The sequence below is a fragment of the Streptomyces armeniacus genome (genome assembly GCF_003355155.1).
In the GTDB taxonomy this organism is placed as follows: domain Bacteria; phylum Actinomycetota; class Actinomycetes; order Streptomycetales; family Streptomycetaceae; genus Streptomyces; species Streptomyces armeniacus.
The window spans coordinates 825,019-844,026 of the sequence record NZ_CP031320.1; the positions used below are offsets into that span (position 1 = coordinate 825,019).

Annotated in this window: 18 protein-coding genes; 7 read left to right on the forward strand and 11 right to left on the reverse strand. The window is 72.6% G+C overall.

Features of this window, described 5'->3' with window-relative positions:
• Window positions 1–111 precede the first annotated feature (111 nt).
• The 3 genes from DVA86_RS03500 to DVA86_RS03510 all read left to right on the forward strand — a co-directional run bounded on the left by DVA86_RS03500 (window position 112) and on the right by DVA86_RS03510 (window position 2,455).
• Window positions 112–930, forward strand: a complete 819-nt coding sequence (locus DVA86_RS03500) for a TetR/AcrR family transcriptional regulator (RefSeq protein ID WP_208875692.1) — start codon at window positions 112–114, stop codon at window positions 928–930.
• Between the two features lie 113 nt (window positions 931–1,043).
• Window positions 1,044–1,472 (forward strand): protein kinase family protein, encoded by a 429-nt coding sequence (locus tag DVA86_RS03505; protein ID WP_208875694.1) that lies wholly within the window; start codon window positions 1,044–1,046, stop codon window positions 1,470–1,472.
• Window positions 1,376–2,455 carry an outer membrane protein assembly factor BamB family protein gene (locus tag DVA86_RS03510; RefSeq protein ID WP_208875695.1) on the forward strand — a complete coding sequence of 360 codons (1,080 nt, stop codon included), beginning with the start codon at window positions 1,376–1,378 and terminating at the stop codon, window positions 2,453–2,455. The genes DVA86_RS03505 and DVA86_RS03510 overlap by 97 nt, the downstream gene beginning before the upstream one ends.
• Window positions 2,456–2,529: 74 nt before the next feature.
• On the opposite strand, the gene DVA86_RS03515 is transcribed toward DVA86_RS03510, so the two are convergent.
• The 8 genes from DVA86_RS03515 to DVA86_RS03550 form a co-directional block, all read right to left on the reverse strand.
• The gene (locus DVA86_RS03515) at window positions 2,530–3,642 is read right to left on the reverse strand and encodes a family 43 glycosylhydrolase (protein ID WP_208875696.1); all 1,113 of its coding nucleotides are present in this window, start codon (window positions 3,640–3,642) and stop codon (window positions 2,530–2,532) included.
• 107 nt (window positions 3,643–3,749) lie between these two features.
• On the reverse strand, window positions 3,750–4,253 hold the full coding sequence (locus DVA86_RS03520; RefSeq protein WP_208875698.1) for a hypothetical protein: 504 nt from the start codon (window positions 4,251–4,253) through the stop codon (window positions 3,750–3,752).
• Between the two features lie 134 nt (window positions 4,254–4,387).
• Window positions 4,388–4,543, reverse strand: a complete 156-nt coding sequence (locus DVA86_RS34930) for a hypothetical protein (protein ID WP_222623474.1) — start codon at window positions 4,541–4,543, stop codon at window positions 4,388–4,390.
• Between the two features lie 132 nt (window positions 4,544–4,675).
• Entirely contained in the window at window positions 4,676–5,347 is a 672-nt protein-coding gene (locus DVA86_RS03530) for an enoyl-CoA hydratase-related protein (protein ID WP_208875699.1), read from the reverse strand.
• A gap of 156 nt (window positions 5,348–5,503) precedes the next feature.
• Window positions 5,504–6,136 carry a dihydrofolate reductase family protein gene (locus tag DVA86_RS03535; protein ID WP_208875700.1) on the reverse strand — a complete coding sequence of 211 codons (633 nt, stop codon included), beginning with the start codon at window positions 6,134–6,136 and terminating at the stop codon, window positions 5,504–5,506.
• Between the two features lie 100 nt (window positions 6,137–6,236).
• On the reverse strand, window positions 6,237–7,643 hold the full coding sequence (locus DVA86_RS03540; RefSeq protein WP_245996328.1) for an Nramp family divalent metal transporter: 1,407 nt from the start codon (window positions 7,641–7,643) through the stop codon (window positions 6,237–6,239).
• A 64-nt stretch (window positions 7,644–7,707) separates the two neighbouring features.
• A complete protein-coding gene (locus DVA86_RS03545) occupies window positions 7,708–8,328 on the reverse strand; it encodes a bifunctional 4-hydroxy-2-oxoglutarate aldolase/2-dehydro-3-deoxy-phosphogluconate aldolase (protein ID WP_208875702.1) in 621 nt (206 codons plus the stop codon).
• Between the two features lie 63 nt (window positions 8,329–8,391).
• Window positions 8,392–10,143 carry an IlvD/Edd family dehydratase gene (locus DVA86_RS03550; RefSeq protein WP_208875704.1) on the reverse strand — a complete coding sequence of 584 codons (1,752 nt, stop codon included), beginning with the start codon at window positions 10,141–10,143 and terminating at the stop codon, window positions 8,392–8,394.
• Window positions 10,144–10,283: 140 nt separating this feature from the next.
• Between DVA86_RS03550 and DVA86_RS03555 the strand changes: the two genes are divergently transcribed.
• From DVA86_RS03555 to DVA86_RS03570, 4 genes are all read left to right on the forward strand, one after another.
• A complete protein-coding gene (locus DVA86_RS03555) occupies window positions 10,284–10,937 on the forward strand; it encodes a GntR family transcriptional regulator (RefSeq protein ID WP_208875709.1) in 654 nt (217 codons plus the stop codon).
• Entirely contained in the window at window positions 10,934–12,073 is a 1,140-nt protein-coding gene (locus DVA86_RS03560) for a mandelate racemase/muconate lactonizing enzyme family protein (RefSeq protein ID WP_208875710.1), read from the forward strand. The genes DVA86_RS03555 and DVA86_RS03560 overlap by 4 nt, the downstream gene beginning before the upstream one ends.
• Window positions 12,070–13,503, forward strand: coding sequence for an aldehyde dehydrogenase family protein (locus tag DVA86_RS03565; RefSeq protein ID WP_208875712.1), 1,434 nt, complete (start codon window positions 12,070–12,072; stop codon window positions 13,501–13,503). Before DVA86_RS03560 ends, DVA86_RS03565 begins: the two co-directional genes overlap by 4 nt.
• A gap of 174 nt (window positions 13,504–13,677) precedes the next feature.
• The gene (locus tag DVA86_RS03570; RefSeq protein ID WP_208875713.1) at window positions 13,678–15,927 is read left to right on the forward strand and encodes a penicillin acylase family protein; all 2,250 of its coding nucleotides are present in this window, start codon (window positions 13,678–13,680) and stop codon (window positions 15,925–15,927) included.
• A 54-nt stretch (window positions 15,928–15,981) separates the two neighbouring features.
• Here the strand turns inward: DVA86_RS03570 and DVA86_RS03575 are convergent, their stop codons facing one another.
• The 3 genes from DVA86_RS03575 to DVA86_RS03585 form a co-directional block, all read right to left on the reverse strand.
• Window positions 15,982–16,863, reverse strand: a complete 882-nt coding sequence (locus DVA86_RS03575) for an MBL fold metallo-hydrolase (RefSeq protein ID WP_208875720.1) — start codon at window positions 16,861–16,863, stop codon at window positions 15,982–15,984.
• 86 nt (window positions 16,864–16,949) lie between these two features.
• Complete coding sequence (locus DVA86_RS03580) at window positions 16,950–17,783, reverse strand: citryl-CoA lyase (RefSeq protein WP_208875721.1); 834 nt, start codon at window positions 17,781–17,783, stop codon at window positions 16,950–16,952.
• Window positions 17,776–19,008: a CaiB/BaiF CoA transferase family protein gene (locus tag DVA86_RS03585; RefSeq protein WP_208875722.1), complete on the reverse strand. Its 1,233-nt coding sequence runs from the start codon at window positions 19,006–19,008 to the stop codon at window positions 17,776–17,778. The genes DVA86_RS03580 and DVA86_RS03585 overlap by 8 nt, the downstream gene beginning before the upstream one ends.

Here is a 19,008-nt window from a genome sequence, read left to right on the forward strand (position 1 = left end):
CCTCGTTCGAGCAATGCTAACGATTCGACGTTAACAGCGCTCAATGGCGTTAACAAGAGGTTGTTAGCGCCATTGTTAGCGTTGATCAGGGCTCGCTGTTAGCATCGGAGCGTGGTCAACGAGAGCAACAGGGAAGCGATCCTCGACGCCGCGTCGGAGCTGCTGACGCGGGTCGGCCGGGACGCCGTCTCGACCAGGGCCGTGTGCAACGCCGCGGGCGTACAGGCCCCGACCCTCTACCGGCTGTTCGGGGACAAGCAGGGCCTGCTGGAAGCCGTCGCCAGCCGCGGGCTCGCGTCGTACCTCGCCGAAAAGCAGAACCTGCCTTCCACCGGCGACCCCGTGGACGACCTGCGCCGCGGCTGGGAGCTGCACATCGGATTCGGCCTCGCCGAACCCGCCCTGTACGCACTCGTCTACGGGAACCCCCGTACGGGCGCCGAACCCGAGGGAGCCGAGCAGGCGGCACGGATCCTCGCCGGGCTCGTACACCGCATCGCACTCGCCGGCCGGCTGAGCGTCCCCGAGGAACGGGCGGCACGCGTGGTCCACGCGGCCGGCCGCGGCACCACGCTGACGCTGATCGCCACGCCCCCGGCGGACCGCGACATGGTCGCCGCCCGCATCACCCGCGAGGCCGTCATCCACGCGATCACCAGCCCCGCAGCCGCGGAAGACGGCCGGCCCTCCGCACTCCCGAGCCACACGGGACCGGACGGCACCGCCGCGACCGCCGGGGAGCCCGCTCCGCGCACCCGTGCCGACATCGGACCGAGCGCCATCGCGCTCAGGGCCGCGCTGGCGGATCTGACGGCGCTCAGCCCGTCCGAACGCCAACTGCTGGGCGACTGGCTCAACCGGATCATCGACGACGACACCGCCGGCTCCCCGGACGGCCCGGCCACGGCGGCCGCCCACGACACCCGGTGAGGCGCGGCGGGATCCCGACCATCTCCGGGCCGCAACGTGCCAGGATGGCGGGCCGGTTGACGTACGGACAGGTGTGCGGTGCCGGGGGCGTGAACGGGGGAGGGTGAACCGGAGTGGAGGCGTTCGCGGCGCTGCGGGCGACGGATCCGAGCCAGGTGGGGCCGTACCGGCTGGTGGGCAGGCTGGGCTCGGGCGGGATGGGCAGCGTCTACCTGGGGCAGTCGCGGGGCGGCCGGACCGTCGCGGTGAAGGTGGTGCGCCAGGATCTGGCGGAGGAGTCCGGATTCCGGCGCCGGTTCGCCCGGGAGGTGGCCGCCGCCCGGCGGGTCAACGGAGCCTTCACCGCGGGGGTGGTCGATGCCGATCCGGACGGGGAGCCGCCGTGGCTGGCGACCGCGTACGTACCGGGGATGGCGCTGGACGCGGCTGTCGAAGCGCACGGGCCGTGGGCCCAGGGGCCCGGCGGTCCGGCAGTCTGCGCTGGAAGACCGGCCGCCTCATCGCCGAATCGGCATTGGGCCAGGACCGCAGCGCGCCGCTGACAGCGGCCGGCGGCCTCGTATGCGCCGCCGACAGCGGGGCTCTCTACGCTCTGTCAGCCGACCGGGGCATCCGGAAGTCGACCTACGGACTGGGCACTGACGCGGCGGAGACCACGGCACCGACGGTGGAGGGGCAGGTGGTCTACGTCGGTGCGGACAACTCCGTGCACGCGGTGCGGGCCACCACCGGGAAACGGCTGTGGACCCTGCACACAGACGACGACGATCTGGGCGTGGGACAGCCGATCTTCCGGGACGGCGCTCTCTACACCGTCGGCTACCGCGCCCACAGCCACTCGCTGTACAAGGTGTCCGCCAGGACCGGCGACATCGTCTGGAAGAAGACCGAGGAGAGCCTGGAGCGCTTCGCCGGCTCGTCCGGTGCCACCGTGGCCGTGGCGGGTGACACCGTCTACACCCACAACGGCAGTGTGGTGCAGGCATGGCAGGCAGACAGCGGCCGTGTCCGGTGGCAGCGTGACACCGGTGACACCCTCTCCCTCCAGGACGGGCCCGTCGTCGCCGGCGGCCGGTGGTTCGCCTGCGCCTCCGACACGGTCTCCGACGTCCGCTACGTGTACGCGCTGGCCGCGGACACGGGCAAGGAGCTGTGGAAGGCCCGCTTCGCCGGAGCCATGGACACCGACTCGGACATCGAGGGCGTGCAGGCCGTGTCCGGCGGGGTCGCCCTGCTGTACACCGGCCCCAACGCGCCCGACGCCGGACTCCGCGCGCTGGACACGGAGACCGGCAAGGTGAAGTGGGAGCGGCGCTTCGACAGCAGCGTCCTCTCGCCACCGGCCACGGCCGGCGGCAGGGTCTACATCGCGGCGGACAGCGTCCTGTACGTGCTGCGCGCCGACACCGGCAAGACGGAGTGGAGATCGACCCTCGACGCCCTCGCCCGGCAACGACCGGTGATCGCCGGTGGCACGGTCTACTTCAGCGCCCCCACCGGCAAGATCTACGCGGTGTGGGCCTGAGCCACGACAGGGGCCGGTGAGGCCCGGAGGCCCACGCCGGGGACCGCCCGGCGCGGACCTCTCGGCCTGAGCCGTCACTTCACGGCGAATCCGCCGTCCTGCCATACGAAGTTGCCGGTGACCGGGAACCGCTTCCCGCTGGAGCGCTGGTACCAGTGGTACACGGCCCGGTGGCCGCCGTTGTGTGCCCGGAAGACGTCCATGCCGCCGGAGCCGGCGTGGTTGCCGGGCAGGCCGCGCCACGGTCCGAGGCCCGCCTTCCCCTTGAAGCCGAAGTACGGCCGCTTCACCCCGTCCCGGATCGGGCTGCACCTCTTCTGGGGGATCGGCTTCGTGCCGCACTTGGCGATGCCGGTCGCGTAGCGCGCGCTCTTCCACGCGTTCGCCGAGTAGGCGAGGTACCAGGTCTTGCCCACCTTGAACATCGAAGGGTTCTCGACGATGTGGTTGTTGCCCGCGTTCTTGGTGCTGTCCCACGCGATGTTCTTGCTCGTGAGCACGGTGCGGCGCGACGAGAAGCCCTTGTCCGCCCAGCCGTTGCGGCCGGCGCCGACGACGGAGACACCGCTCTCGATGCCCCGCGTGACCTGGTCGTCGCGGTAGACGACGTACAACTTGCCGCCCGAGACGTACGGGTTGGCGTCGATCACCCATCTGCCGCTCGGCGGGCAGGCCCACGGGTGCTTGCTGCCGTCCTTGAACGGGCCGCTGGCGCCCTTCGCGGTCGCCAGGCCGATGCACTTCTGCTTCGAGCCCTTCTTGGAAATCGTGTAGTACATCAGGTACTTGCCGCCGTGCTTGACGACGCCGGGTGCCCACACGCCGCTCGACTTGTCGGCCCAGGCGCCGATGTTCTTCCTCGGCAGCGCGTCGCCGATGGCGCAGTCGGCGATTCCGACGTCGCCGCCCGAGCCGTGGCGCAGCATCGGCACCTTGAAGCCGCCGCTGCCGCCGCCGCACTTCTTGCCCGAGCTGCTCGTGCCGTACGTGATGTAGTCGTTCTTGTTCGTCGGCACCGTGTCAGGGTCGGCGAGTCTGAATCTGGATTCGCTGCTCGCGGCGCTCACGGCGTCCCGGTTGTCGTCGTCCGTGGTGGCCGCGGAGGTGGTTCCGACCGCCACCGCTGAGGTGGCGGCGACCACCGCGACCGCACCGACGGCGAAGATCCTGATCTTCCGCTTGTTCATGGTTTCCTTCCCCCTGGCTGGCCCGTTGGCTGGCGGACCGGCGATTCAAGGAGACGGGCATACAAAGCGGATACATTCCGGCACGGGCCGCCCGGTGCAGCCGGCCGTCACGAACCCCCGTGGACGTCGGTGTGGATGGCGAGCTTGAACTGCGCGTGCACCACTCTGAGCGGCTGCCCGGCGTTGTGCGCCACGCGCAGGCCGAGCGGCACACCGGGGTGTACGAAGATCGAATGCTGTTTGGTGAGGCACTGCATCCCCGGGGACGGCCGACGGTGGTCCGTGGCGGTCGTGTCCACGGGGTTGTCGGTCAGCGAGAGCGGGTCCCGTACGAACTGGTCCCGCACCTCGGTGTACGTGCCGGACTCCCACTGCACCATCGCGTCGAGCACGCCCCAGCCCTCGGCCGCGGGCCAGATCAGCCCGGAACGGGCGTCCGGGAAGCTGCTGTTCTCGCCGTCCGGCTGCGCGTACGGGTGCATGTTGTGCACGTCGTACGACTCGCGCGAGCCGTACGGGAACCGCACCACGTGGTACGCGTCGTCCGCGGGTATCTCCTGGCGGCCGTGGTCGTCCTCGTCGAATATCAGCGAGCAGATGTAGAGGGACACTTCGGGCTCCAATCAGTGACTGCGGGTAGACCGGAAGTTGCCCACGGCGAGGCGTTCGTACTCGCGCCAGGCGCGTCAGGTGTGCAGCCGGGCGAGTCGCGCCGGTCCGGGCCGGTCGGTTCCGGAACGCAGCGTCACTCGCGAACCCGGGCCCTCGCGGCGGGCTGCGGGCCGCCGCCGTCCGCGTCGAGGCTGGCGAGCAGACGCAGCCCGTCCTCGGCGGGGCTGCCGACGGCCGCCGGGTCGACCCGGGAACGCCGGGTCGGCAGGAAGCCCGCGAGATCGTCCATCGCCCCAGTATGGCCCGGGTGTTGCTCGTGAGCGTGGCCCTGCCGGTACCAGTGCACGTACGCGGCTGACCGCGCGTACGCGAGAGCCCGCCCGGGGCGCGGGTGCCCGACCCGGGCGGGGCGCGGCGCCCGTCAGCCGAGCGGGTTGGTGGTGTCGCGCAGGGTGGCCAGGGCCGGGGCGTACATGCGGGCCTTGACGGTGCCGAGAGTGTCACCGGCCTTGCCCGCCTGGGCCTGGGCGAGTTCGACGGCGGCGGAGCGTACGGCGTCCTCCGGCACCGCCTGGTCGACGATGCCCGCGGCCGCGGCGTCCGCACCGCCGTAGCGGCGGGCGGTGGCCATGGCCTCGTGCGCGGTCTGCGGGGTCAGCCGGGACTGGATGAGGGCGGACATGCCCGGGGTGAAGGGGATGTTGATGTCGACCTCGGGCAGGCACCAGTAGCCGCGGTCGGCGCGCATCACGCGGAAGTCGTGGGCGAGGGAGAACATCGCGCCGGCGGCGAAGGTGTGCCCCTGGAGCGCGGCCACCGTGATGACCGGCAGCGACAGCAGCCGCGCGAACAGCTGGTGGACGCTGACGGCGTAGTCCACGTGCTGGTCGGAGTGGGCGAGGAGCCACTCCAGGTCGAGCCCGTTGGAGTAGAACTTGCCGGTGGCGGCGGTGACCAGGGCCCGCGGGCCCTCTGCCTTCTCCACCTCGTCGAGCGCGGCGCCGACGGCGGTGAGCCAGTCCGGGTGGAAGCGGTTCTCACCGTCTCCGAGGTCGAGGACGAAGACGTTGTCCTGACGGTCGAGCGAGGGCATGGTGACTCCTTCGAGCTGGCCACGAGGCGGCCGCGCCACGCAGCCCGCCGAATATATTACCTGCCGGTAATTTACGGGGTGCGGCTGAGGACACACAAGAGGCGAGCCCCGCGACGCGGGCCCACCGTCGCACGCGACGGTGGGCCCGGCCGCCGTTCAGCCGCCGGCGCGGGTGAACGTCAGGTGCGTGACGCCGCTGGGCGAGGGCGTGGTCTCGATCGCGTAGTCCTTCTCGAGGCCCTCCAGCCCGTCCCAGAGCCGTACGCCCCGGTCGAGCAGGATCGGCACCACCACGGCGTGCATGTGGTCGATGAGCCCGGCAGCGAGGAAGTCGCGGACCACGGTGGGGCCGCCACCGATGCGTACGTCCTTGCCGCCCGCTGCCTCGCGCGCCGTCTCGAGCGCCTCGGCGGGCGGCGCGTCGAGGAAGTGGAAGGTCGTGCCGCCCTCCATCTCGATGGACGGGCGCGTGTGATGGGTGAGGACGAAGACCGGCGTGTGGAACGGCGGGTTGGGACCCCACGCGCCCTTCCACTCCGGGTCCTCGTGCCAGCCGGGGTGGCCGAACTTCCCGGCGCCCATGATCTCGGCGCCGATCCCCGGCGTGAACTGCTGGACGAAGGCGTCGTCGACACCGGCACTGCCGCCGGGCTGCCACCAGCGGGTGGCGAACATCCACTGGTGGAGCCGGTCCCCGGCGTGACCGAAGTGAGCGTCGCGGCTCTGGCCCTCACCGGTGCCGAAGCCGTCAAGGGAGATGGCGAAGTTGTGGACGCGGGCGAGTGACATGGCTGCTGCTCCTCCGGCGAGCGGGCGGCGGGTTGCGGGTGCCTCGTACGGACCCGACCGAGGTTATGCCGCCGAACACGTACAGGAGCGACATATGCGCCTACTGCACGGAGATGCCGAAGACTTCGAGCAGGGCGTAGACCGCCAGCCCGGTGATCGCGGCGGTGCTCACCACGAGTACGGGCGTGATGCCGCGGGTGGCGCGGAAACGGCGGTCCACCTCCGTGGTGCGCAGGTGCCAGACCGCGATGAGCACGGCCAGCAGGAAGATCGCGTTGCCGATGGCCCCGATCTTCAGCAGGAGCAGCGGGGACTGGACGTACAGGTACATGGCGGCCCAGACGGCGGGCAGCAGCACGGTGAAGATCCGCAGCCAGCGGGTGCGTACGGCCAGGTTCGTCCAGTCGATCACGCCCATCAGCCCGAGCGTGTTGGTCCACAGCCGCGGCACCGCCGCCACCGCGGCCACGTGGGTGGAGAACAGCACCGCGATGGCGCCGACCAGGAAGATCACCTTGGCCCAGGGGCCGAGCGTGTCGGTGTAGATGCGCGACACCGTCGTGATGACCTCGTTGCCCTCGGGCACGGCCTTCTGCGGCTCCAGTACGGAGGCCCCCACGATGTAGAAGGCGAGGGTGGTCAGCGTGCAGATCACCCACGAGACCAGCACATCGAGCTGCATGACCTTCAGCCAGCCCTCGGCGCGCAGGGCGCGCTCCTCGGTGCCGTCGTCCGGGCCGGTCCAGCGGGCGTAGCCCTTTTCCAGGCACCAGTACGTGTAGTTGGTCATGTCGTCGGCGCCGACCCCGGTGGAGCCGAACATGGCCAGGGCGAGCCCGAGCGCGCCGGCCGGGATCGAGAAGCTCAGGCCCGTGCCGAGGTCGGCCGCCGAGTACGCGAACGGGGTGAAGGGCAGCGAGAGCGCGAGCGCGATGGTGCTGGTGGTGAACAGCGCCACGGATATCGTCGTGACGCGTTCGACCACGCTGTAGCGGCTGTTGCTCATCAGCAGCACGCTCACGGCCGTGATGACGACGGTCCACAGGACCAGCGACGTACGGCTCAGCTCGCCGCCCGCGATCGGCCACGCGATGGAACAGGCCGCGGCCGTACCGCCGATGACTCCGCCGCGCTGGAAGTTCTTCGCGGTGTCGAGGCCGATCCAGAGCCAGTTGATCCACCCCATGCGGCCGATGCGGGGCCCGACTTTGCCGTAGCCGGCGAGCGCGGTCTGGCCGCTGAGGATGGTCCAGCGGGCCAGTTCCACCTGGACCCAGACCTTGACCGCGGCGCCGACGATCACCAGCCACAGCAGGGCGAACCCGGCCTGCGCGCCGAGTGAGGTGGTGACGAGGAGTTCACCGGAGCCGACGACGGACGCGGTGAGCACGATGCCGGGGCCGAGGTAGCGCAGCCGTTCCCGGAGGGTCTCGGGAGGGGTGCGTACGTCCTCGGGGCGCAGCTCGTAGGGATCCTGACGTGGGGCGAGGACTTCAGTGGCACTCACGATGTCTCCTTTGACGGGCCGCTGACGGCCGCTGACAGGCCGCTGATGGTCAGCCGCGGAGCCGTTACGGCCGCGCGGTGGCGGCGGTGAGCCGCCTGGCACCCCGGACCACCGACTCGGGGTCGGCGGGGTCGCCGAGCAGGTGGACGGCGACGCCCACGCCCGCGCACCCGGCATCGATGCACGCACTCGCCAGGTCCGCGTCGACACCTCCGGTGGCCACGTACGGCACGTCGGGCAGCGGGCCGCGGAGCTGCCGTATGTGGCCGGCGCCGACCGAGCTGACGGGGAAGACCTTGACGGCGTCGGCTCCCGCCCGGACCGCCCGCAGCACCTCGGTCGGCGTGAGGGCACCCGGTACGGAGCCCATGCCGAGCTCCTTGGTCCGCTCGACGACGCCCGGCTCGATGTCGGGCGAGACGACGAACCGGCCGCCGGCGTCCGCGACCTGCTCCACCTCCCCGGTGGTGAGCACGGTGCCGGCGCCGACGCGCGCGTCGGCGCCCAGCCGGTCGCGGAGGGCGGCGATGCCCGCGAACGGGTCGGCGCTGTTCAGCGTGACCTCGAACAGGCGGATGCCCGCCTCGTACAGCCCCTCGGCCAGGTCCGCGCACTGGCCCGGGGACTGGCCGCGGAAGATGGCCAGGACGCGGCTGCGCTCCAGGTCGCTCAGGAGGTCGGTCATGGGGCCCCTTTTTTCGTTTTCTCGGTGGTGTCGGTTCGGTGGTGTCGGTTCGGCGGTGTCCGCTCAGAGGTGCCGGCGCGGTACGGAGTGGCCGCGGCGCCCGGTGAGGAAGTCCAGATCGGCGCCCGTGTCGGCCTGGTTGACGTGGCTGCGGTAGAGCCCCGCCCAGCCCGACCCCGGAGCGGGGCCCTTCCGGAGGTCGCCGGCCGCCGGGCTTTCGGCCGCGCGCGCGGAGAGCCGTTCCCCGGAGACGTCCATCTCCAGGCTCCGGGCGGGCACGTCGAGGGTGACGAGGTCGCCGCTCCGCAGCAGGGCGAGCGGTCCGCCGGCGGCGGCCTCGGGGGCCACGTGCAGGACGACCGTCCCGTACGAAGTGCCGCTCATGCGGCCGTCGGTGATGCGGACCATGTCCCGTACGCCCTGGTCCAGCATCTTCTGCGGAATGGCCAGGTTGCCGATCTCCGGCATGCCCGGATAGCCGACCGGCCCGGCGTTGCGTACGACCAGGACGGTGTCGGGGGTCACGGGCAGGTCCGGGGAGTCCTTCCGCGCGTCGTAGTCCTCGATCGTGTCGAAGACGAGCGCCGGCCCGGTGTGCCGGGTGAGCTCGGGGGAGGCGGCGGAGAGCTTGATGACGGCGCCGTCCGGCGCGAGGTTCCCGCGCAGTACGGCGGTGTGTGAGCCCGGTTCGGCCACCGGGTCCCGGCGGCTGCGGACGACGTCCGGGCGCCAGTTCGGGGCGTCCGCGCAGTTCTCGCCGAGCGTCCTGCCGGTGACGGTCGCGGCCTCGCCGTCCAGCAGGTCGCCGAGTTCGCGGATGACGGCGGGCAGGCCGCCGGCGTCGTGGAACTCCTCCATCAGGAACCGGCCGGACGGCATGAGGTCGACCAGCAGGGGGACGGCGGCCGCCAGCCGGTCGAAGTCGTCGAGGGACAGGCCGACTTCCGCGCGGCCGGCCATGGCCAGCAGGTGGACAACGGCGTTGGTGGAGCCGCCGATCGCGGCGTTGACCCGTACGGCGTTCTCGAACGACCGCCGGTCCAGGACGCGTGAGGGGGTCAGCCCTTCGTCGACCATGGCGACGATGCGCTGCCCCGCCTCCTCGGCGATACGGGCGCGGCCCGCGTCCACGGCCGGCACCACCGCGCTCCCGGGCAGCGAGAGGCCGAGCGCCTCGGTGACGCACGCCATCGTCGACGCCGTGCCCATGGTGGTGCAGTGGCCGGAGCTACGGGAGAGGCACGCCTCCGCCGACCGGAACTCGCAGGCGGTCATCCGCCCCGCCCGTACCTCCTCGCTGAACTTCCACACGTGGGTGCCCGAGCCGATCGCCTCACCGCGGAAGCGCCCGTTCAGCGCGGGGCCGCCGGTGACCATGACGGTCGGCAGGTCGACGCTCAGGGCGCCCATCACCTGCGCCGGCACCGTCTTGTCGCAGCCGCCGAGCAGGACGACGCCGTCGAGCGGGTTCGCGCGGAGCGTCTCCTCGACGTCCATCGCCATGAGGTTCCGGAACAGCATCGCCGAGGGCCGCATCAGTGTCTCCCCGAGGGAGATCGTCGGGAACGCGAACGGGACGCCGCCCGCCCGCAGTACGCCGCGCTTGACCGCCTCGGCGACCTGCCCGAGGTGTGCGTTGCACGGCGCGAGGTCCGACGCGCTGTTGGCGATCCCGATGACGGGGCGCCCGTCGAACATGTCGCCGGACCCGCCCTGGTTGTAGAGCTTCGACCGGTGGACGAATCCCAGCTTTCCGTCGAGCCCGAACCACGCTGCGCTGCGCCGCCCGTCAGCGGGCTTGTGTCCGTCAGGCATCTCGTTCCCTCCGCTGTGCGATCGCTGACATGTAACAACATCGATCGCCATGCAGCAAGGCTTATCTGCATGTAATTCGCCTGCCCTTGCATGTAAGATTGCCGGAGGCTGTTCCACGGATGAGAACCCAGGGGTGAGTCATGACCGTCGCGAGCGACTCCCGCGTCGCCGACCGCGTCCACCACGAGTTGCGCGAGCAGATCATCGCCGGCGACTTCCCGGCGGGCGCGCGGCTGAGCGTTCCGGCCCTGGCCGAACGGCTCGGCGTGAGCCGGAGCCCGGTCCGCGAGGCGATCGTGCGCCTGGTGCACGAGCGGCTGGCCCGCGAGGAGCCGCGCCGGGGCGCCGTGGTGGCCGACGTCAGCCACAAGGCGCTGATCGCCATCTACGAGGTGCGGGAGGTCCTGGAGGGCCTCGCCACCCGGCTCGCGGTCGAGAACGCCGGGCAGCGGCTGATCCGTACCCTCGTGGACGTCCTGCGGGAGCACGAGCACGCCGTGTCGGCGGTGGACCTCGCGACGGCCTCGGAGGCCGACATGACCTTCCACCGGCTGATCCGCGAGGCCGCCGACAACGCGGAGGTGGTCCGCATGCTCGACGACGTGCAGACCCAGGTGCGGCTGGCGATGCGCACCACCCAGGTCACCGGCGGGCCCAAGCTGGCGGTGGCCGACCACCGCGCGATCCTCACGGCCATGGAGGCGGGCGACCCCGCGGCGGCCGAGAACGCCGCACGGGCGCACATCGCCCGGCTGCGGACCGTACTGGCCGAGCAGGCAGAGGGGCCGCGGTGACGCGCGTCGCCCACGCCCGCGTACGGGTGCTGCGCGCGCCGGTCCGCGACGGCATCGCCATGTCGTTCTCGCCGCTGCGGCAGCGCACGATGGTCCTGGTCTCGCTCACCGACGAGGACGGGCGGACCGGCCACGGGGAGAGCTGGGTCAACTACCCGCCCTGGGCCACCGCGGAGCGCACGGCCACCTTGCGGGAGGGTGTCCTGCCGCTCCTGGCCGGCCGCCGCGTGGACGACGTGCCGGCGGTCCACGCCGAACTGTGCGACCGGCTCGACCCGTTGGGCCGCCAGTGGGGCGCGCTCGGGCCCGTCCGGCAGGCGGTCAGCGCCGTGGACGTGGCGCTGTGGGACCTCCGTGCCCGCCGGGCCGGCGCCGCGATCGCGCGCGTGGCCGCGGACCGCGTACGCGACCGCGTCGAGGTGTACGCGAGCAGCCTGGGCCCGGAGTCCGTGGCGGAGCAGGCGGCGGACTGCCGCGCCGCCGGACATGCCGCGGTGAAGGTCAAGCTCGGCTTCGGACGGGAGACCGACACCCGCAACCTCGCCGCGGCGCGGGAGGCCCTCGGCGCGGACGTGTCCCTCTACGCCGACGCGAACCAGGGCTGGGGCCTCGACGAGGCCGTGGCGATGGCGCCGGTCCTCCGCGACGCCGGCGTCGGCTGGATCGAGGAACCGGTCCGCGGAGACGAGCTGGCCGACCTGGAGGAACTGCACCGCCGTACGGGCCTGGTGATCGCCACCGGCGAGAACCTCTACGGCCGTGGGAAGTTCCAGGCGTACGCCGCCTCGCCGGCCGTCGCGATCCTGCAGCCCGACGTCGCCAAGGCCGGCGGGATCACCGAGGCGTTCGCCGTGTGCGACCTGGCCGAGAAGCACGGCACCGCCGTCATGCCCCACCTCTACGGCGGGGCCGCGGCCTTCGCGGCGACGCTCCAGGTGGCCGCGGGCTCCCGGATGGTGAGCGCCCTCGAGTACGACATACGCGACAACCCCCTGCGCGATCCGCTCCTGGTGTCACCGCCGACCCCCGAGGGCGGGCGCCTCGACCTGCCCGACCTCCCCGGCCTGGGGGTCCGGTTCGACGCCGCAGCGCTGGAGCGGGCGACCGACCACGACGAGACCTTGGAGCTTTCATGACGACCGTGACCCGGACCCTCAGCGGCGTACGCATCGACAACGGGACGCCGGAGCCCCAGAGTCCGGCGCCGCACGAGCTGGTCGACCCCGCGACGGGCGCCGCGTGGGCGACCGTCGTGTACGGCGGCGAAGCGGAGGCGCGCCGCGCCCTGGACAGCGCCGCCCGCGTGCTGCCGGCCTGGGCCGCGCTGCCGGCGGGGCGCCGGGCGGCGGCGCTGCGAGCCATCGCCGCCGACCTCCGCGAGGACGGACTCACGGCGCGCCTGGCCGGCCTGATCACCCGTGAGACCGGGAAGCGGATCGCCGAGGCGCGCGCCGAAGTCGGCCTGTCGGCCGCGTTCTTCGAGTGGTTCGCCGACGCGGTCAGCGGGCGCGCCGAGCGGGCCTGGAGCCACGTACCCGGGCTCCGGCACGAGGTGGGCGAACGGGCGCTGGGCGTCGTCGCCGTACTCACCCCGTGGAACTTCCCGGTGTCGATCCCGGCACGCAAGATCGCGCCCGCCCTGGCGGCGGGCTGCCCCGTGCTGTTCAAGCCGTCCGAGGTGGCCCCGGCCTCGGCGCTGTGCCTGGCCGAGGTCGTCGAACGGCACGTGCCGAGCGGCGTGGTGTCGACGGTGGTGGGGGAGCCCGCGGCCATCTCCGACGTGTGGCTGGCCGACCGCAGGGTGCGCGGGCTGACCTTCACCGGCTCCACCCGTGTGGGGCGCCTGCTGGCCGCGGCCGTCGCCCCGCGCTTCACGCGGTCGGTGTTCGAACTCGGCGGCAACGCCCCGTTCGTCGTCCTCGAAGACGCCGACCTCGACCTCGCGGTGGAGACGCTGATGGTCGCGAAGTACCGCAACAACGGGCAGTCGTGCATCGCCGCGAACCAGGTGTGGGCGCCACGGCGGTCGGCCGACGAGCTCGCCGCCCGGTTCAGCCGGGCCTCGGACCGGCTGGTGCTCGGCGACCCCGCCGACGAGGCGACCACGCTCGGCCCCCTGGCGCTCCCCACGGACCCCGCCCGCGTCGAATCGCTGGTGGACTCCGCCGGCGGCGACGTCTGGCGCGCCGCCACCCCGGTGCCGGAGGCCGGGAACTTCACCAGGCCCGCGGTGAGCGTACGGCCGTTGCGCGACAGCGAGCTGGTGCGCGAGGAGATCTTCGGGCCCGCCGTGTCCGTGCTCGAGTACGACGCGCTCGACGAGGTCCTCGAAGCCGTGGCGGCCGGCCCGTACGGCCTGGGCGGGTACGTGGTCGGCGCCCCGCGGCGCGCCGCCGAGGTGGCACGGGCGCTGGACGTCGGGATCGTCGGTGTCAACACCGGGAGCCCGAACACGCCGCAGGTGCCGTTCGCGGGCCTGAAGGACAGCGGGACCGGCGTCGAGGGCTCGCACCTGGGGCTGGAGGCGTTCCTGGCACCGCAGACGGTGGCCGTCGCGGACGGCTGACGGCGGCGGGCGGCGGCCCCGGCCCGGGGGCTTGTCACGGTGGCGCTTCCTGAGTAGGACTGTCCGTTGTGGGTGATCATCGAACTCGCGTGCGTCATCCGCGAGTTCGCAGCCGAGATCACGCAGTGCCGCACGGTCCCCTGATCCTTGCTCGCAGGAAGAAGGAAGCCGCTCATGAGCGACGCGCAGAACTCCCGGCCGAGCCGGCGTCATGTCCTGGGCGGAGCGGCCGGGCTGGCCGTCGCCGCGGCGGGGCTGCCGTACGGCACCGCGTACGCGGCGACCGCGCCGAGCGCGGCCGAGGAGGCCCGCCGGAGCCGGCACGCCGCCCGCGTGACGATCACGCGGGACGACTGGGGCGTGCCGCACATCGTGGGCGAGACCGATGCCGACGCGGTGTTCGGGATGATGTACGCCCAGGCCGAGGACGACTTCAACCGGATCGAGCAGAACTACCTCATCGCCCTCGGCCGTCTCGCCGAGGCGGAGGGCGAGAGCGCGATCTGGCAGGACCTGCGGCAGCGGCTGTTCCTGGACCACGAGGAGCTGAAGCGGGAGTACGCGAAGTGCCCGGCGTGGCTGCGTACGCTGATGCGGGCCTGGGCGGACGGTCTCAACCACTACCTCGCGACACACCCCGAGGTGCGTCCCCGCGTACTCGACCGGTTCGAGCCGTGGATGCCGCTGAGCTTCTCCGAGGGCAGCATCGGCGGCGACATCGAGTCGGTGCAGCTCGGCGAGCTCGAGGCCTTCTACGGCGAGCGGGACGCGCCCGCGGCCGGCGGGGAGCGCGCCCCGGCGGCGCGCAAGTCCACGCTGCGCGAACCCACCGGGTCGAACGGCATCGCCATCGCGCCGAGCCACACGCGGGACGGCCACGCGCTGCTGCTCATCAACCCGCACACCAGCTTCTTCTTCCGCGCCGAGCAGCACGTGACGAGCCGCGAGGGGCTCAACGCCTACGGCGCCGCCACCTGGGGGCAGTTCTTCATCTACCAGGGCTTCAACGCGCACACGGGCTGGATGCACACGACGAGCGGCGTCGACAACATCGACGAGTTCGCCGAGACGATCGTGCCGGGCGCCGGCGGCGCCCGCTCGTACCGCTACGGCGACGCGCTGCGCCCCGTCACCGCCAGGAAGGTCGCGCTGTCCGTCCGTACGGCGGAGGGCGGGCAGGAGGAGCGCGTCTTCACCACGTACGCCACCCACCACGGCCCGGTCGTACGCGAGGCGGACGGCAAGTGGATCGCGTGCGCGCTGATGAACAGGCCCGTCGAGGCGCTCAAGCAGAGCTTCCTGCGTACGACTACGCGTGACTACAAGCAGTACGTGAAGGTAGCGGGGCTGAAGGCGAACAGCTCGAACAACACGCTCTTCGCGGACTCGAAGGGCGACATCGCCTTCCTGATGCCGCAGTTCATGCCCAAGCGAGACGACCGGTTCGACTACCTCGAGCCCGTCGACGGCAGCGACCCGGCGACCGACTGGCACGGACTGCACAGCCTGGACAGCATGCCGCGGGCGGTGAACCCGGAGAGCGGCTGGGCGTTCAACACCAACAACTGGCCCTGGACCGCCGCCGGCCCGGACAGCCCTGACCAGGACGACTACCCGCGCTACTTCGACCGCTTCGGCGAGAACCCGCGCGGGCCGCAGGCGATACGGGTGCTGACCGCGCGCGACGACTTCACGCCGCAGACGCTGATCGATGCCGCGTTCGACCCGTATCTCACCGCCTTCGCCCGGCTGCTGCCGGGGCTCGTCGACGCCTGGGACCGGCTGCCGGGCCACGACAGGCAGAAGGTGCGGCTCGCCGGCCCGGTCCGCCTGCTGCGCGGCTGGGACCACCGGTGGTCGGCGGAGTCGCCCGCGACGTCGGTGGCCGTGTTCTGGGGCGAGGACATGTGGGCGCTCACGTCCGAGGCTGCGGAGGAGGCCGGGATGTCGGTCTGGGACTACATCGCCGACCGCGCCACGGACGAGCAGCGGCTCGGCGCGCTCGACACGGCGGTACGGCGGCTGCGGCGGGACTTCGGCGGCTGGCGGGTGCCGTGGGGCGAGATCAACCGTTACCAGCGCAACGACGGCGCGATCGTCCAGGAGTTCAGCGACGCCAAGCCGAGCATCCCCGTGCCCTTTACCTCGGCGCGCTGGGGCTCCCTGGCCTCGTTCGGCGCCAAGGCATACCCGGGCACGAAGCGCTACTACGGCACCAGCGGCAACAGCTTCGTGGCGGTCGTGGAGTTCGGACCGCGGCTGCGCGCCTGGGCGGTCACGGCGGGCGGGGTGAGCGGCGACCCCGACTCCCCGCACTTCGACGACCAGGCCGAGCGCTACGCGAAGGGCGACCTGCGGGCCGTCTACTTCCACCCCGACGAACTCGAGGGCCACGTCGAACGCACATACCGCCCCGGCGCCTGACCTGCCGGGACCAGACCGGGACCAGGCCGCGATCAGGCCGGGACCAGACCGAGGTCACGCCGGGATGAACGGCTCCGTCAGATGCGGCGTCGCCAGGTGCAGCGTGGTGGCGGCGTCGCGGCCGAGCATGCGCTCCCTGGAACGCCGGGCCGCCTCGGGATCGTTCTCGTGCGCGTAGGCGATCTCGTGGTGGAGCAGCTGGAGCGCGTGCACCAGGAGGTCGCCGGTGACGAGCGCCAGCTCGCGCCCGTCGGCGACCAGCACGCTCTGGTGGCCGGGCGTGTGACCGGGTGTGGCGACCGTACGCCCGGCGCGAAGCCGCGTGTCTCCGTCGAGGAGCCGGAGCCGGCCGGCCGCCGCGAGCGGGTCGGTGAGGGTCTCGCGGAGCTGCGGGTTGAGCGCGTCGACGGCCTCGAACTCGGCCCGCTGGAGGAGGTATTCGGCGTTGGGGAAATAAGGCCGCCGGCCGCCCGCCGTTCCGCCGGTCGCGCTGCCGGGCGACGGGGCGCCTTCCGCCGCGCCGCCCCCTGACGGGACGGCGGCCTCGGTGACGACCGCCCACCCGACGTGGTCGGTGTGCAGATGCGTGAGCACCACGGTGTCGACCTCGGCCCGGTCGATGCCCGCGGCGGCGAGCGACTCGGGGAGCGCGCCGGGCACGGGCGCCCACGAGCCGGCCGGGCTGTCCGCCGGACCGATCCCGGCGTCCACGACGGTGAGCCCCTTGTCGCCGCGGATCGCGTACGCGCGAAACTGCAGCCGCCAGCGGCCCTCGGCGTCGACCGCGCCCGGGTCGAAGCGGTCGGCCTCGGCCCACTGGGCGGCCGTGGCCCCGGGGAAGGCCTCGGCGCGCGGGGAGAAGAACGGGCCCTCGCCGTCGGCGAGCGCGATGATCTCGGTCGAGCCGATCCGGAGGCGGGGAACGTCGAGGGGCATGGCGTGGATCCTGCCATGCCCGGATCCACGCCCGCCGGGACGGGCTCCGCGACGACGATGCCGCGTTCCCGGTCACCGGGACGGGGTCAGGTCTGCCCCGCGGAGTGCGGGCCGTCGTCGTGCGGACGCGGCGGGACGGGGCGGTTGTTGAGGTCCACCGACAGGAAGATGTCGCGGGCGACCGGGGTGCGGATCTCCTCGGCGAGCTGGCCGATGAGGCCTGCCGTGCGGGCGAGCAGGGCGAAGGCGCGGAGCAGTTCCAGCGGCAGTCCGAGGTCCGCGAGCGCCGCGCCGCACACCCCGGCGCCGTTGAGCGGCAGCGTCCGGCCCAACACCCGCGGGTGGACCCGGCCGATGGCCGCGAACAGTGCCAGGTGCGGCCCGTACACCCCTTCTTCGGCGGCGAGTTCGAACAGCCGCGGCGTACGCGGGTCGCCCTCCTTGTGTACGTGGTGCCCGAGGCCGGGGATGAGGCGGCGGTCCTCGCGGGCGGCGCGTACGGTCGCCAGCGCGAGTTCGTCCCAGCCCGCCTCGTCGGCCGGCCGGCCGTCCGCGAGGGGCGGCAGCGCGTCGTGCAGGAACCGTCCGCAGTCCTCCGTCACGCCGAGGAAGCGCGAGCCGCCGCCGAGGAGGCCGGCGGCCAGGGCGCCCTGGACCGAATCGGGCGCCGACAGGTACGTCAGCCGCGTCGTGATCGCGGTCGGCGTGAAGCCGTGGTCGGCGAGGGCGGCGAGCACGGCCTCGAAGACCCGGGTCTCGCCGGAGGTGGGGCGGCGCTGTGCCGCCAGCCAGAACGCCAGCTCGCCGAACCCCACTTCGCCCATCACGTCCGCCGCGAGGTCCGCCCCGAGCAGGGTGATGCGGTCCGGGGAGGACGCGCCGAGCGCGGTCGGGTACGCGGGCGGCCGGCCGTCAGTCATCGCTGTCCTCCGGAGTGCCGTACGGAGGGCAGTCCGGCCCGTCCTCCAGCCACTCGCGCAGCTCCGTTCCGTGCTCGTCCAGCTCGGGGGGCGGCAGCCGGTACGCGGCGGGGGTCTCGGAGAAGCGGATCGGGTGCCGCGTCGTGGGCACCGCCCGGTCACCCTCGCCGACCTCCACCACCGGGTCCAGCCCGAAGCGTTCGGCCAGCGCGAAGCCGCCGTCGATGGTGTTGACAGGCCCGCAGGGCACACCCGCCTCCACGAGCAGGTCGAACCACTCCAGCGCCGTCCTCGTCCGCAGCCGCTCCACCAGCAGCGGCCGCAGCTCCTCGCGGCGCTCCGTACGGTCGGAGTTGTGCCGGAAGCGGGTGTCGTCGGCGACCCCGGGGATGCCGAGCACCTCGCACAGCCTGCGGAACTGCCCGTCGTTGGCGGCCGTCACGATCAGCTCCCGGTCGGCCGCCGGCAGCGGCTCGTACGGGAAGACGCTGGGGTGCGCGTTGCCCATGCGGTACGGCACGGAGCCGCCCGCGACGTAGCCGGAACTGTGGTTCACCAGCCCGGTCAGCGCCGACGACAGCAGGTTCACCTCGACCAACTGGCCCTGCCCGGTGGCGTCCCGGTGCCGCAGCGCGGCGAGGATGCCGATCGCGGCGTGGTTGCCCGCCATCACGTCGAAGACCGAGATGCCCGCTCGGTACGGCGGCCCTTCCGGATCGCCGGTCAGGCTCATCAGCCCGGATACGGCCTGCACCATCAGGTCGTAGCCCGGCACGTGCCGGCCGGGCCCGGACCCGAAACCGGTGATCGACGCGTACACCACACCGGGGTTCCCGGCGCTGACCGTCGGGTGGTCCAGGCCGTATCTGGCCAGGCCGCCCGGCCGGAAGTTCTCGATGACGACGTCCGCGCGCCGTGCCAGCTCCCTGGCCAGCCGCGCGTCCGCCGCGTCGCGGAAGTCGAGGGCGATGGACCGCTTCCCGCGGTTGATCCCCAGGTAGTAGGTCGACACGTCGCCGCGCGCGGGCGGCATCCAGCCGCGCGTGTCGTCGCCCTGTGGGCCCTCGACCTTCACCACGTCGGCGCCGAGGTCGGCCAGCAGCATGGTCGCGTACGGTCCCGCCAGTACGCGGGAGAAGTCCGCCACCAGCAGTCCGCCGAGCGGTCCCCGCGAGCCGTCCGCACCGCCGCCCACGGGCCGTACCGCAGCTGAACCAGCGTTCAT